At 58.5% G+C, this 13,387-nt stretch carries 13 protein-coding genes; 5 read left to right on the forward strand and 8 right to left on the reverse strand.

The window, feature by feature from the left end; all coding sequences use genetic code 11:
• Positions 1 to 65 precede the first annotated feature (65 nt).
• Both AC4IC4_RS05005 and copA read right to left on the reverse strand, forming a co-directional pair.
• A complete protein-coding gene (locus AC4IC4_RS05005; protein ID WP_248163508.1) occupies positions 66 to 860 on the reverse strand; it encodes a TraB/GumN family protein in 795 nt (264 codons plus the stop codon).
• 50 nt (positions 861 to 910) lie between these two features.
• Positions 911 to 3,409 carry a copper-exporting P-type ATPase CopA gene (copA, locus tag AC4IC4_RS05010; RefSeq protein WP_491472262.1) on the reverse strand — a complete coding sequence of 833 codons (2,499 nt, stop codon included), beginning with the start codon at positions 3,407 to 3,409 and terminating at the stop codon, positions 911 to 913.
• A gap of 108 nt (positions 3,410 to 3,517) precedes the next feature.
• On the opposite strand from copA, the gene cueR reads away from it, so the two are divergent.
• Positions 3,518 to 3,928 carry a Cu(I)-responsive transcriptional regulator gene (cueR, locus tag AC4IC4_RS05015; RefSeq protein ID WP_024906861.1) on the forward strand — a complete coding sequence of 137 codons (411 nt, stop codon included), beginning with the start codon at positions 3,518 to 3,520 and terminating at the stop codon, positions 3,926 to 3,928.
• Here cueR and AC4IC4_RS05020 read toward each other — a convergent pair.
• Genes AC4IC4_RS05020 through AC4IC4_RS05030 form a run of 3 tightly spaced genes read right to left on the reverse strand, consistent with a single transcriptional unit; the run spans position 3,925 to position 6,184 of the window.
• The gene (locus AC4IC4_RS05020) at positions 3,925 to 4,377 is read right to left on the reverse strand and encodes an NfeD family protein (protein WP_032646195.1); all 453 of its coding nucleotides are present in this window, start codon (positions 4,375 to 4,377) and stop codon (positions 3,925 to 3,927) included. The two genes, cueR and AC4IC4_RS05020, sit on opposite strands and share 4 nt — an antisense overlap.
• Positions 4,374 to 5,288, reverse strand: a complete 915-nt coding sequence (locus tag AC4IC4_RS05025; protein ID WP_491472263.1) for an SPFH domain-containing protein — start codon at positions 5,286 to 5,288, stop codon at positions 4,374 to 4,376. Before AC4IC4_RS05025 ends, AC4IC4_RS05020 begins: the two co-directional genes overlap by 4 nt.
• Positions 5,289 to 5,332: 44 nt before the next feature.
• Entirely contained in the window at positions 5,333 to 6,184 is an 852-nt protein-coding gene (locus AC4IC4_RS05030) for a hypothetical protein (RefSeq protein ID WP_267217124.1), read from the reverse strand.
• A gap of 143 nt (positions 6,185 to 6,327) precedes the next feature.
• Between AC4IC4_RS05030 and fetA the strand changes: the two genes are divergently transcribed.
• Together fetA and fetB are read left to right on the forward strand one after the other, a co-directional pair.
• The gene (gene fetA / locus AC4IC4_RS05035) at positions 6,328 to 6,999 is read left to right on the forward strand and encodes an iron efflux ABC transporter ATP-binding subunit FetA (RefSeq protein ID WP_491472264.1); all 672 of its coding nucleotides are present in this window, start codon (positions 6,328 to 6,330) and stop codon (positions 6,997 to 6,999) included.
• Positions 6,992 to 7,774 (forward strand): iron efflux ABC transporter permease subunit FetB, encoded by a 783-nt coding sequence (gene fetB, locus AC4IC4_RS05040; protein WP_024906866.1) that lies wholly within the window; start codon positions 6,992 to 6,994, stop codon positions 7,772 to 7,774. Before fetA ends, fetB begins: the two co-directional genes overlap by 8 nt.
• 49 nt (positions 7,775 to 7,823) lie before the next feature.
• Here fetB and AC4IC4_RS05045 read toward each other — a convergent pair whose 3' ends face one another.
• From AC4IC4_RS05045 to tesA, 3 genes are read right to left on the reverse strand one after another with little or no spacing between them, the layout of a single operon-like run.
• The gene (locus AC4IC4_RS05045) at positions 7,824 to 8,678 is read right to left on the reverse strand and encodes a co-chaperone YbbN (protein ID WP_024906867.1); all 855 of its coding nucleotides are present in this window, start codon (positions 8,676 to 8,678) and stop codon (positions 7,824 to 7,826) included.
• A 58-nt stretch (positions 8,679 to 8,736) separates the two neighbouring features.
• Positions 8,737 to 9,507, reverse strand: coding sequence for an SDR family oxidoreductase (locus AC4IC4_RS05050; RefSeq protein WP_014882827.1), 771 nt, complete (start codon positions 9,505 to 9,507; stop codon positions 8,737 to 8,739).
• 28 nt (positions 9,508 to 9,535) lie between these two features.
• Complete coding sequence (tesA, locus tag AC4IC4_RS05055) at positions 9,536 to 10,159, reverse strand: multifunctional acyl-CoA thioesterase I/protease I/lysophospholipase L1 (protein ID WP_491472795.1); 624 nt, start codon at positions 10,157 to 10,159, stop codon at positions 9,536 to 9,538.
• On the opposite strand from tesA, the gene ybbA reads away from it, so the two are divergent.
• A complete protein-coding gene (gene ybbA, locus AC4IC4_RS05060) occupies positions 10,130 to 10,816 on the forward strand; it encodes a putative ABC transporter ATP-binding protein YbbA (RefSeq protein WP_135345890.1) in 687 nt (228 codons plus the stop codon). The genes tesA and ybbA overlap by 30 nt on opposite strands.
• Positions 10,813 to 13,227 (forward strand): putative ABC transporter permease subunit YbbP, encoded by a 2,415-nt coding sequence (gene ybbP, locus AC4IC4_RS05065; RefSeq protein ID WP_491472265.1) that lies wholly within the window; start codon positions 10,813 to 10,815, stop codon positions 13,225 to 13,227. The genes ybbA and ybbP overlap by 4 nt, the downstream gene beginning before the upstream one ends.
• Positions 13,228 to 13,387: the final 160 nt, after the last annotated feature.

Here is a 13,387-nt window from a genome sequence, read left to right on the forward strand (position 1 = left end):
CCTTCGGCATAATAAAAACGATGAAATTCCTCTTTGACGGGCCAATAGAAATATTGGCCATTTTTTTATTTTAACAGTGACGGCAAATTCCCTTCTCCGTACAAATGTAACGCCCCAACCGCCACCACGTAATGCCCGGCAGGTAAAGCATGCAGCGTCTGCCGCCAGGCTTTGTTGCGCGCATTCATCAGCACATCATACAGCGATTCGCTGAACGTCGACGGTAACGCCAGCTTACCGTCCTCAGGCGGCGCATCCAGCCACCAGCCAATCATGGTCTGCAGCAGGCGCGCGTTGGTGTGCCAGTGGGTCAACGTATCATCCAGCAGCATCAAGCCGTCGTCGGGAAGCTGCCGCAGAAGCGCAATCTGGCTGTCCGTCCCCTCCAGCTCGATGATGGGCAAACTACGCGCCCTTGCCGCGTTCAGCAGCTGGTAATCAATGCCGTAATCACCGCGCAGGCCCAGACGCTGCGCCTGCGTAGCCTGTAATACCATCGCGATTTGCCAGAGCGGCAGGGTGTCAATCATAGAGAGCGAGACGCCCGTCTCATCCGCGACCCGCGTCAGTTCCGCAAGCTGGGTTTCATCCAGGCGCTCCGCCAGGGTGAGATCGCTCTCGAGCCCGGCAAACGGTGACTCCTGACCCGAAATGTCCGCTTCAACGACCAGCGCGTCGGCGTGTTTCAGCAGTTTGATCAGGCCGGGTGGCAGGGGAGACATATCCTGCGTTCCCATATGGATGCTGCCGACCAGGTGCAGGTGTTGCCCGCCGGGAAGCGAGATATCCAGACCGGGCCAGGCGTAACGGCGAGGAAATAGGGCGCGAAACGATGTTTTTATACGATTAAACAGACCCATACGCGCTCCATGAACGGAAAGGTTCATGCTAGCGCGTACGGGTACAAGGTTCAATCCTTCGGTTTAAAGCGCAGCAGGCGGTTGGCGTTGCTCACCACGGTGATGGAGGAGAGCGCCATCGCCGCACCCGCGACCACCGGGTTAAGCAGCGTGCCGGTCAGCGGCCACAAAATACCGGCAGCAATCGGGATGCCGAGTGAGTTATAGATAAACGCCCCCAGCAGGTTCTGCTTCATGTTGCGCAGCGTGGCTTTTGAAATGGCCAGCGCGTCGGCAACGCCCATCAGGCTATGGCGCATCAGCGTGATGGCAGCGGTTTCAATGGCGACATCGCTCCCGCCACCCATCGCAATCCCCACGTCAGCCTGGGCCAGCGCCGGGGCATCGTTGATGCCGTCGCCGACCATCGCCACCTGACGGCCCTGGCTTTGCAGTTTCTTGATGGCGTCCGCTTTACCGTCCGGCAGTACGCCCGCAATTACCTCATCAATTCCGGCTTCTTTCGCGATGGCGTTGGCGGTGGTCGGGTTATCCCCGGTCAGCATTACCAGACGGTAGCCGGCACGGTGCAGGCGCTGCAGGGCGTCCACGCTGTCCTGGCGAAGCGGATCGCGCACGGCCAGCAGCGCGGCGGCTTTGCCATCCACCGCCAGCAGAACCGGCGTGGCGCCCTGAGACGCCTGCGCTTTCAGCTCGCTTTCCAGCGCGGTGGTATCAATACCGTTTTCATTGAGCAATGCCTGGTTGCCCAGCAGCAGCACGTGGCCTTCTGCTTCACCGCTGACGCCGAGCCCGCGTAGGGTGCGGAAATTGCTGACCTGCGGCAGGGCAGACTCACTCGCTTTATCGAGAATGGCGCGCGCCAGCGGATGGCTGGAGCCTTGCTCCAGCGCGGCGGCGAGGCGCAGCGCGTTCTCTTCCGTAATGCCGACCGTGTGGACGGCCACCACCTGCGGTTTACCTTCCGTCAGCGTGCCGGTTTTATCAAACACCAGCGTGTCGAGGGTGCTGGCTCGCTGCAGCGCGTCCGCGTCCCGCACCAGTACGCCAAATTCGGCCGCGCGGCCTACGCCGGAGATGATCGACATCGGCGTCGCCAGACCAAGGGCGCAAGGACAGGCGATGATCAGTACCGTGGTGGCGATCACCAGGGTATAAACAATCTGCGGCGCGGGGCCGAAGACATACCAGATCGCCGCACTCAGCAGGGCAATACCAACCACCACCGGCACAAAAATGGCCGAGATTCTGTCAGCAAGCTGGCCAATTTCCGGCTTGCTGCTCTGCGCCTGGCGCACCATGCGGATAATACGCGACAGCGTGGTGTGGCTGCCGACGGCGCTGGCGGTGAACAGCACGCTGCCGTCCTGCACGACCGTACCGGCATGCACGGCGTCGCCGTCTGATTTCTGCTGAGGGATAGGCTCCCCGGTCAGCATCGCTTCATCCAGCCAGGCTTCGCCCTGGGTTATCTTACCGTCAACGGGAACCCGGTCGCCGGTGGTCAGACGCAGCGTCATGCCCGGCTGAACCTCGGCCAGCGGAACACTCTTTTCCCCTTCGTCCGTGACCACGCGGGCCGTCGGTGGGGTTAAATCGAGCAATCTTTCCAGCGCTTTCGAGGAGCGCTGACGGGCGCGGGCTTCCAGCATATGACCTAAGTTAATCAGGCCGATAATCATCGCGCTGGCTTCATAATAGAGATGCCGCGCTTCCATCGGGAACCACTGGGGCCAGACGTTCACGCTCATCGAATAGAGCCATGCTGCGCCGGTACCGAGCGCCACCAGCGTATCCATCGTCGCGGTGCGGTTTTTCAGGCTTTTCCAGGCGCTGGTATAGAAATGTCCGCCTGCAAACACCATCACCGCAAGGGTAATCAGCCCAATCACCAGCCACAGGGTGCGGTTGTCGTCGGTGACCATCATGTTGTCTCCGATCATTCCCCAGACCATCACCGGAATACCGACCAGCAGGGCAACGATGGCCTGCCAGCGGAAGCGCTTCATGGTGGCGATAGCCGTTTCCTGCTGGCGCTCGCGGCGCTCGGCATCATCTTCGATGGCCTCCGCCCCGTAGCCCGCTTTCTCAACGGCCTGCACTAAATCTGCGGCGGAGGCACTGCCCATCACCAGCGCAGTACGCTCCGCAAGATTGACCCGTGCCTGCGCGACGCCCGGTACGGCCTGCAAGGCGTTTTGTACCCGGGAGACGCAGCTGGCGCAGCTCATGCCGTTGATCAGCAGCTGTTGGCTGTCATCAATATCATCAGCTACCGGAAGCTCAGGAGTGGCCGCTGTCAGTGCTTCCGACGGGGATGATGACTCTGCCAGCGGTTTAGCCTTTGGGTGGCTTAACTCCGCCCCGTAACCGGCCTGCTTGATGGTATCGATCAGCGCATCCGCGCTGGCGCTGCCGGTCACGGCGGCATGATCGATAGTCACCTCAGCGCTTTCAACGTCAGGGCGCTGTTCCAGGCTTTCTTTAACGCGTTTGACGCAGTGACCGCAGGAGAGGCCGTCCAGCGTCAGGTCAATAGTGTGAGACATAACAAAACTCCCGTATAATATTTTGGTCAGTTGTTGACCGGAGTAACGCTTTTCACTAACTGTTATGAAGGTTAAACCTTCCATCAAGGGGAAGGTCAAGGGGGAAATGTGAATATCAGTGATGTGGCAAAAAAAACCGGCTTAACCAGCAAGGCAATCCGCTTTTATGAAGAGAAGGGGCTGGTCACGCCGCCGCTGCGCAGCGAAAACGGCTACCGTAGCTATACGAAACTGCATATTGATGAGCTGACGCTACTGCGCCAGGCAAGACAGGTCGGGTTTAATCTGGAAGAGTGCGGCGAGCTGGTTAACCTGTTCAACGATCCGAAGCGTCACAGCGCCGACGTGAAAAAACGCACGCTGGAAAAGGTGGCCGAGATTGAACGTCATATCACCGAGCTGCAGGCGATGCGCGAACAGCTGCTGCAGCTCGCGGAATCCTGTCCGGGGGATGACAGCGCCGACTGCCCGATAATCGACAATCTTGCCGGCTGCTGCCATCGTAAGGCCTCTGCCTAACAGGCTTTCACCCGCAGGGTAATGCCTTCCACCGCAATGACCTCAACCCGCGTGCCGGCGCTGAGGTCGTCGTCGGCCACCACCGGCCACGAGCTGTCGCCCACCCGCATATGCCCCCGCCCGTTTACCAGGGCGGTGTCGAGCGTAAAACGTTTGCCGACTATTTGCTGTCCGCGCTGGTTAAGGTGCGCGTCCAGTGGTTTCTGCTCGTTAACCCGCCGGTTGAGCCAGCGCCACCACAGCCAGGCGGCTACCAGCGTCAGCACGGCAAACAGTGCGCCCTGCCACGCCCACTCCAGGGGAAGGATCCAGACCAGAAGGCCCGTAATGACGGCGGCAACACCGCTCCAGAGCAGGTAGCCGTTGCCGCCCAGCATCTCCGCCGCCAGCAATAAGCCACCGAGGCTTAGCCAGAAGGCATGAGGATGTGCAACGATCAGCTCAATCATTTTTTACGCTCGTTTCCGCTGTCCTTGATCAGTTCGGCAATACCGGCGATAGAGCCCATCAGGCTGCTGGCATCCAGCGGCATCATCACCACTTTGCTGTTGTTCGCCGAACCAATTTCTTTCAGCGCGTCGGTATATTTTTGCGCGACAAAGTAGTTCACGGCCTGGATATCACCGGCGGCAATCGCCTCAGACACCATTTGGGTGGCGCGGGCTTCCGCTTCGGCCGAACGTTCACGCGCTTCAGCCTGTAAGAATGCAGACTGACGATCGCCTTCCGCTTTCAGGATCTGCGACTGTTTTTCACCTTCCGCTTTGAGGATCTCCGCCTGACGCACCCCTTCGGCTTCCAGAATATAGGCGCGCTTGGTACGCTCGGCCTTCATCTGGGCGTTCATGGAGGCGATCAGCTCCGCCGGCGGGCGTACGTCGCGGATCTCAATGCGGGTGACCTTGATCCCCCACGGGTTTGTTGCCTCGTCGACAATGTGCAGCAGGCGGGTGTTGATGCTGTCGCGCTGGGAAAGCATCTCGTCCAGCTCCATCGAGCCGAGCACGGTACGGATGTTGGTCATCGTCAGGTTGACAATCGCCAGCTCCAGGTTGCTGACCTCATAGGCCGCTTTTGGCGCATCAATCACCTGAATAAAGCAGACGGCGTCGATGGTGACGTTGGCGTTATCCTTGGAGATCACTTCCTGGGACGGAATGTCCAGAACCTGCTCCATCATGTTGATCTTGCGACCAATTCTGTCCATGAAGGGAACAATCAGGCTTAAGCCTGGCTGGAGTGTGTTGGTGTATCGACCGAAACGCTCAATGGTCCACTGATAACCCTGAGGGACAATTTTGACGCCGGCGCCCACGATAACCAGCGCAACGAAAATAAGGACAGGAACAACGATAAGCATAAAAACCTCCTGTTTTGCATGCTGTGACGAGTGAAAGTGTGTGTTTATTGCTCGTAAGTATAGGTAAAGTCAGAGATGAATCCATCACCCGCTTCAGCAATGGCTTTCGATAATCCCTCGTAGTAATTCTCCAGCCCCAGCGCTTCGATACGCTGGATCTGTTCGCGAATGGGGGCGCAGAACAGTACGGCATTACCCGCCTCAACGCGTTTGTTATTCGGGGGAAGGTCGCCAGCGATGGCTTTAAACCAGGTTCTGATGCCCTGCTTCAAATTATGCGGCGCTTTTGTCAGATTATCCATGCCCGTCAGGACCTGCAGGGTGGGGAACTCATCGGCCAGCACGGCGGTTTTCATACGTGCAAAGAACTGACGGAACAATTCAAACGATCCCAGATCGGTCACGCGTGGTTTGGTGGTTTTACCGTTCTTATTGCCGATTTTACCTGCGGCTGACGCTGCGGCCGGAACCGCATTCACCTTTTCCAGCTCCAGCCCAAATAACAAATTACAGTGCGCGCGGCGTTCTTTCAGCGGGTAGGACATCAGCACGTCAATGAACTGAGTGGCTTTTACATCCGCAAGATTGTGGTTGATAAGCCACTGGGTGCGTGAAAATTCAGCCGGAGAGATGAACCAGTCGGGTACGTCATTGAAACGTTTTGATTTTCCCTTACCGTCAAATTCAAGGAAGTGTGTCCCGTTGTCGAAGGCGAAATAGCAATTTTTGAAGCTGCCGATCGTGGTGTTCACGATGAGCGCCTTCTTAACAAAATCCACCACCTCTGCACCAATGACAAAACGCGTGAGTTCCGACGATTTGATGACTTCCATTAATGTTTCGACATCAGGAACACCAGGCTTCAGGGAAGGAAACTCATAAAAGATATGTGCCATGTCGCATACTTCCTGTAGTGATGGTGGTGACAAATAACAAACAAAAAGTTTAACACTTGCTTTAGCGTGAGGCTATTCGCTCTGTGCGGGCGAAAGGATTATGCTACAGACGGTTATGACAAAAAGCGGTTAACGGAAGCGCAATGAACGATAAAAAAAACGTATTACTTCTCAGGGATGTCGGATTTCGGGTCGGGGAAAACACGATCCTGCAGCACGTCGGGTTTAGCCTGTCGCCGGGCGAGTTTAAATTAATCACGGGCCCCTCAGGCTGCGGCAAAAGCACGCTGTTGAAGATGGTGGCCTCACTCCTCAGCCCGACGGAGGGAACCATTCTGTTTGAAGGGCAGGATATCGCGTCGCTCTCTCCGGAAAGCTATCGCCAGCAGGTCTCCTATTGCGTGCAAACGCCAGCGCTTTTTGGCGATACGGTTTATGACAACCTGATTTTCCCGTGGCAAATCCGCAATAAAACGCCGGAGCCGGAACAGTTTATCCAGGATCTGGCCCGCTTTGGCCTGGCGCAGGAGACGCTGACCAAATCCATCAACGCGCTGTCGGGCGGAGAAAAGCAGCGCGTCTCGCTGATCCGCAACCTGCAGTTTTTACCGAAGGTGTTGTTGCTTGACGAAATCACCAGCGCACTGGATGACGTCAACAAGCGCAACGTCAACGAGATTATTCATCGCTACGCCCGAGAGCAAAATATTGCCGTGCTGTGGGTGACGCACGATGCTAACGAAATAACCCATGCGGATGACGTGATTACGCTTCAGCCGCACGGCGGAAAAATGCAGGAGGCAAACCGTGGGTGAACATAACATTACCAACGAATCGCTGGCCTTTTCGATGGTGCTGGTATTGATTGCGATTGTGGTCAGCTACCGCGAAAAGCTGGGGCTGGAAAAAGATATTGTGTGGAGCATCTGCCGCGCGGTGATTCAGCTCATCATCGTCGGCTATGTGCTGAAGTATATCTTCAACGTTAACCACGCGGTGCTGACGCTGCTGATGGTGCTCTTTATCTGCTTTAACGCGGCGTGGAATGCGAAAAAACGCAGTAAATACATTGATAAAGCGTTTATCTCGTCGTTTATCGCCATTACCACCGGAACGGCGCTCACGCTGGCGGTGCTGGTGCTCTCCGGCTCGATTGAGTTTACGCCGATGCAGGTTATCCCTATCTCCGGGATGATTGCGGGGAACGCGATGGTGGCCGTTGGGCTCTGTTACAACAACCTTGGCCAGCGATTCAGCAGCGAACAGCAGCAGCTGCAGGAGAAACTAAGCCTGGGGGCAACGCCAAAAGTGGCCTCGGCGCGGCTGATTCGCGAGAGCATTCGGTCATCGCTGATCCCAACGGTAGATTCCGCCAAAACGGTGGGGCTGGTGAGCCTGCCGGGCATGATGTCGGGGCTGATTTTTGCCGGTATCGATCCGGTAAAAGCGATTAAGTATCAGATCATGGTGACGTTTATGCTGCTTTCCACGGCAAGCCTGTCGACCATCATTGCCTGCTACCTGACCTATCGGAAGTTTTACAACGCACGTCACCAGCTGGTGGTGACGCAATTAAAGAAAACGGGTTAAGCCTGTTTTGTAGGCCCGGTAAGCGTTAGCGCCACCGGGCATTTTTTTGTTAGTAGAGCAACGCGTACAGCTGACGACGATACTTCGACGCCAGTGCGTCTCCGGTGCCCAGCGCGGCCAGGATCTCCTGGAACATCTTACGCGCCTGACCGTCTGCGGCAGCGAGATCCTTTTGCAGATGGCTGAACAGCAGCTCAAGCGCCTCTTCGTTACGCCCCACCTGGTGCAGCTGCAGCGCCAGCTGGCTTGCCAGCGCGGCGTCCGCCGGGTTGTCGGCAACCTGCTGCTGCAGCTGCTGAATTTCCGGGGTGTCCGCCGCCTGTTTCAGCAGCTCAATTTGTGCGACCAGCCCCTGATAGCGGGTATCCTGATCCTGCAGCGGAACGGTCTTGAGTACGGCTTCCGCGTCTTCTGAACGGTGCAGGGCGATCTGCGTTTCCGCCAGCAGCAGGCCAATCTGGCTGTTTTGATTCGACAGCTGCCATGCGTCTTTGAGCAGCGGCAGCGCCTCGTCGTATTTGCCTTCCTGCATCAGCGCCATGCCTTCCTGCGCCTTCAGCTCTTCTTCGCGCGGCAGCACTTTATCCAGCAGGGCGCGGATAGCCTCTTCCGGCTGCGGCCCCTGGAAGCCATCAACAGGCTGGCCGTTCTGGAACAGATAGACGGTGGGAATGGCGCGCAGACCAAACTGGGACGCCACCATCGGCTCGGCGTCGCAGTCCAGCTTCGCGAGAATGAACTGACCGTTGTACTGGGCGGCAAGGCTCTCCAGTACCGGCGTCAGCTGCAGGCAGTGTTGGCTGCGTTCAGACCAGAAGTAGAACAGGACCGGTTTGGTCATCGACTGTTCAAGGGTCTGTTGCAGGTTAGCTTCTGTAATATTGACGATATTCTGTACGGACATGCGGCTTTCTCTTTTGTCGGTTTGTTCTTTACATGGGGATGCGCGTCGTCGCTTCAACTCAGCCGTGTAAAATTTTGTCCATCATCCGGCCCGGCAGCAGGCGTTTTAACCAGCCTACGGCATGGGTGACCAGCGTCACCGGATAGCGCATTTTGGGATGTTCGCTCTCAAAAGCATGGCGCACTTTGGCCACCACTGCCTCTGGCCCGAGGGTAAAACGTGCGGCAATACCGGGGTTCTCGACCGGTTTATCCGCCTGCGTCTGGTTCACGTTTTCTGTAAAGCGGGTGCGAATTGGGCCGGGTTCAATCAGGCTGACCTTAATGCCGCTGTGGCGTAGCTCCATGCGCAGGGCGTCGGACCAGGCCTCCAGCGCATATTTGCTGGCGGCGTAGGCGCCGCGTCCCGGGGTGGAAATCAGCCCCATCACCGAAGACGTCATCACGATGCGCCCCTCACCGTGGGGCAGCATGGCGGGAAGCAGGCGCATGGTGAGCTGATGCACGCCGAAGAAATTGGTCGAAAACTGCTTCTCCAGCGTTTCGCGGGAGAGCGTATCCAGCGGTCCATACACGCCGTAGCCGGCATTGTTAAAGAGCCCGTACAGACGATTGTCGGTCAGTGCGATCACTTCATCGGCGGCGCGCTCAACGCTCTCCGGTGAGTCCATATCCAGCAGCACACCGGTAAAGCCCAGCCCGTTCATGCGTTCGACATCGTCGGGTTTGCGGCAGGCCGCCAGGACCCGAAACCCCTGGCGCTTCAATTCGAGCGCGCTTTCCAGACCGATTCCACTGGAACATCCTGTAATTAAGACCGATTTTTGCATAACTTTACCTGTCAGGATCTCCGCTTAATCAGGAGTCATGTTTAACTAAAGGAGCCAGCCGCGTTGCCATCCAGTCGGCAATAAACGGCTGCGCATCGCGATTGGGGTGGATCCCGTCGTCTTGCATCCACTGGGGTTTGAGATAGACCTCTTCCATGAAAAATGGCAGCAGCGGAATATCAAACTCTTTGGCAAGCTTAGGGTAGATCGCGCTAAAGGCCTCATTATACCGACGACCGTAGTTGGCGGGCAGGCGAATTTGCATCAGCAGCGGCCGGGCGTTTGCCGCCTTAATGTCCTGCAAAATGGTGCGCAGCGTATTCTCCGTTTGCTGAGGCTGGAAACCGCGCAGGCCATCATTACCGCCAAGCTCCACCAGCACCCAGCGCGGCTGATGCTGTTTGAGCAGCGCAGGCAGGCGCGACAGGCCCTGCTGCGAGGTATCACCGCTGATGCTGGCGTTGATTACAGACGTTTTGCTCTGCCATTTGTCATTGAGCAGAGCGGGCCAGGCCGCGCTGGCCGCCATGCGATAGCCTGCGCTCAGGCTGTCGCCAAGAACCAGTAACGTGTCCGCTGCTGCCGCGCGGAAGGTCATCAGAATCAAAAACAGGAAGGGCAAATGCCAGCGGAAAACAGTGTTGAAGTTCATCATCTTAAGAAGTCCGTCGGTCAGGGGGAACACGAGCTTTCCATCCTTACTGGAGTTGAACTCGTTGTCAAACGCGCTGAAACCATCGCGCTGATTGGCGAATCCGGTTCCGGTAAGTCCACGCTGCTGGCGATTTTGGCCGGTCTGGACGACGGCAGCAGCGGCGAGGTCCACCTTGTCGGGCAGCCGCTGCACCAGCTTGATGAAGAGTCGCGGGCGGCGCTGCGCGCGCGTCACGTGGGTTTTGTCTTTCAGTCCTTTATGCTGATCCCGACCCTGAACGCGCTGGAAAACGTCGAGCTCCCGGCGCTGTTGCGCGGTGAAAACAGCCGTGAAAGCCGCGCTCACGCGAAGGCGCTGCTGGAACAGCTCGGTCTGGGTAAACGTCTCGACCATCTTCCCGCCCAACTTTCCGGCGGTGAGCAGCAGCGCGTGGCGCTGGCCCGCGCGTTTAACGGCCGCCCTGAGGTGCTGTTTGCCGATGAGCCTACCGGCAACCTTGACCGTAAAACCGGCGACAGGATTGCCGACCTGCTGTTTTCGCTCAACCGCGAACACGGCACTACGCTGATCCTCGTGACCCACGATCCGCAGCTCGCCGCCCGCTGCGACCGCCGCCTGCGGCTGGTCAACGGTGTTCTTCAGGAGGAAGCATGATTACCCGCTGGTTCTGGCGTGAATGGCGTTCCCCCTCGCTGCTAATAGTCTGGCTGGCGCTAAGCCTGGCGGTGGCCTGCGTGCTGGCGCTCGGCAGCGTCAGCGACCGCATGGAAAAGGGGCTCAGCCAGCAGAGCCGGGAGTTTATGGCGGGGGACCGGGCGCTGCAAAGCTCCCGCCCCGTGCCGCCGGGTTGGATTGACGAAGCGCGTAAAGAAGGGCTAAAGGTGGGGGAGCAGGTAAGCTTCCAGACCATGACCTTTGCGGGCGACACGCCGCAGCTGGCGAGCGTCAAGGCCGTCGATGACATCTACCCGATGTACGGTGACTTGCAGACCCGCCCGCCGGGATTAAAGCCCACGCCCGGTACGGTGCTACTGGCATCGCGTCTGATGGCGCTGCTGAATCTGAAACCCGGCGACAGTATCGACGTCGGCGACGCCACCCTCAAAATTGCCGGGGAGGTGGTACAGGAACCTGACTCTGGGTTTAACCCGTTCCAGCTTGCGCCGCGCCTGCTGATGAACACCGCGGATGTCGCGGCCACCCATGCGGTACAGCCGGGCAGCCGCGTCACCTGGCGCTATAAGTTTGGCGGCACGCCTGCCCAGCTTGACGCATATGAAAAATGGCTTCTGCCGCAGCTCAAACCGGAACACCGCTGGTATGGGCTGGAGCAGGACGAAGGGGCGCTGGGTAAATCTCTGGAGCGCTCTCAGCAGTTCCTGCTGCTGTCGGCATTGTTGACCCTGCTGCTGGCGGTGGCGGCGGTGGCCGTGGCAATGGGGCATTACTGCCGCAGCCGCTACGACCTGGTGGCGATCCTCAAAACCCTGGGGGCGGGCAGGGCGCAGCTGCGCAAGCTGATTGTCGGTCAGTGGCTGATGCTGCTGGTCCTGTCCGCGCTGACCGGCGGAATAATGGGGCTGCTGTTTGAAAAACTGCTGATGGTGATGCTGAAACCGGTGCTCCTGGCCGCATTGCCGCCGGCCAGCCTCTGGCCGTGGCTATGGGCAATCGGCGCGATGACGGTCATTTCGCTGCTGGTAGGGCTACGCCCCTACCGACTGCTGCTCGCCACGCAGCCGCTGCGCGTGCTCCGCAGCGATGTGGTGGCGAACGTCTGGCCGCTGAAGTTCTACCTTCCGGTGATTATTGCGGTGGCGGTGGGGCTGCTGGCGTGGCTGATGGGCGGCAGCACGCTGCTGTGGGCGGTACTGGCCGGGGCGGTTGTGCTGGCGCTGCTGTGCGGCGTGCTGGGCTGGATACTGCTTAACCTCCTGAAAAAGGTGACGGTAAAATCCCTGCCCGTGCGCCTGGCGGTCAACCGCCTGCTGCATCAGCCCTGGTCAACGCTCAGCCAGCTGTCGGCCTTTTCGCTGTCGTTTATGCTGCTGGCGCTGCTTTTAGTGCTGCGCGGCGATCTGCTCGATCGCTGGCAGCAGCAGCTTCCCCCGGAAAGCCCGAACTATTTCCTGATCAACATTGCCCCAGAACAGGTCACGCCGCTAAAGGGTTTCCTGTCGGAGCATCACATTATCCCTGAGTCGTTCTATCCCATCGTTCGCGCGCGTCTGACGCAGATCAACGGGCAGCCAACGGAGGGGAACAAGGACGAGTCGCTGAACCGCGAGCTGAACCTGACCTGGCAGGAGAAACGCCCTGACCACAACCCGATAACCGCCGGCATCTGGCCGCCGAAAGCGGGAGAGGTGTCGATGGAGGAGGGGCTGGCGACGCGCCTGAACGTGAAGCTTGGGGACAGCGTGACCTTTACCGGCGATACCCAGGATTTTACCGCGAAGGTCACCAGCCTGCGTAAAGTTGACTGGGAAAGCCTGCGGCCCAACTTCTTCTTTATCTTCCCGCAGGGGGCGCTGGACGGTCAGCCGCAGAGCTGGCTCACCAGCTTCCGCTGGGAAAACGGCAACGGCATGCTGACCCAGCTTAACCGGGAATTTCCGACGGTCAGCCTGCTGGATATTGGGGCGATCCTGAAGCAGGTAGGGCAGGTTCTGGAGCAGGTGAGCCGCGCGCTGGAGGTCATGGTGGTGCTGGTGACGATCTGCGGCGTGCTGTTGCTGCTGGCCCAGGTGCAGGTGGGCATGCGCCAGCGCCATCAGGAGCTGGTGGTCTACCGCACGCTGGGGGCCGGAAAGCGGCTGCTGCGGATGACGCTCTGGAGCGAGTTTGCGCTGCTGGGGCTGGTGGCGGGTCTGGTGGCAGCCATTGGCGCAGAAACGGCGCTGGCGGTGCTGCAGACAAAGGTCTTCGACTTCCCGTGGGAACCTGACTGGCGCCTCTGGTTGACTCTGCCTCTCTGTGGCGCGGTGCTGCTTTCTCTCTGCGGAGGCTGGCTCGGCACGCGGCTGTTAAAGGGCAAAGCCCTGTTCCGTCAGTTCGCGAGTTGATTTAGCACGGTGAAAGTTACGCACCGGTTTTAAATGCCGGTGCGTAGTGTTTAAAAAGCACAAAGTGATAATACCCACTCATTTAGTAGCACAAAACATTAAAAACCCGACCACACAGCCCGATTATTTCCAGTTAATATTCACCCGCTAAATATTTAGC

It is taken from the genome of Enterobacter sp. Taxon_2 (assembly GCF_058355295.1).

Bases quoted from the DNA above. Each gene is read 5' to 3' on its own strand.
- AC4IC4_RS05005 (WP_248163508.1), bottom strand. From the start codon at position 860: ATGGGTCTGTTTAATCGTATAAAAACATCGTTTCGCGCCCTATTTCCT.
- copA (WP_491472262.1), bottom strand. From the start codon at position 3,409: ATGTCTCACACTATTGACCTGACGCTGGACGGCCTCTCCTGCGGTCAC.
- AC4IC4_RS05020 (WP_032646195.1), bottom strand. From the start codon at position 4,377: ATGATTGAGCTGATCGTTGCACATCCTCATGCCTTCTGGCTAAGCCTC.
- AC4IC4_RS05025 (WP_491472263.1), bottom strand. From the start codon at position 5,288: ATGCTTATCGTTGTTCCTGTCCTTATTTTCGTTGCGCTGGTTATCGTG.
- AC4IC4_RS05030 (WP_267217124.1), bottom strand. From the start codon at position 6,184: ATGGCACATATCTTTTATGAGTTTCCTTCCCTGAAGCCTGGTGTTCCT.
- fetA (WP_491472264.1), top strand. From the start codon at position 6,328: ATGAACGATAAAAAAAACGTATTACTTCTCAGGGATGTCGGATTTCGG.
- AC4IC4_RS05045 (WP_024906867.1), bottom strand. From the start codon at position 8,678: ATGTCCGTACAGAATATCGTCAATATTACAGAAGCTAACCTGCAACAG.
- AC4IC4_RS05050 (WP_014882827.1), bottom strand. From the start codon at position 9,507: ATGCAAAAATCGGTCTTAATTACAGGATGTTCCAGTGGAATCGGTCTG.
- ybbA (WP_135345890.1), top strand. From the start codon at position 10,130: ATGCCAGCGGAAAACAGTGTTGAAGTTCATCATCTTAAGAAGTCCGTC.
- tesA (WP_491472795.1), bottom strand. From the start codon at position 10,159: ATGAACTTCAACACTGTTTTCCGCTGGCATTTGCCCTTCCTGTTTTTG.
- ybbP (WP_491472265.1), top strand. From the start codon at position 10,813: ATGATTACCCGCTGGTTCTGGCGTGAATGGCGTTCCCCCTCGCTGCTA.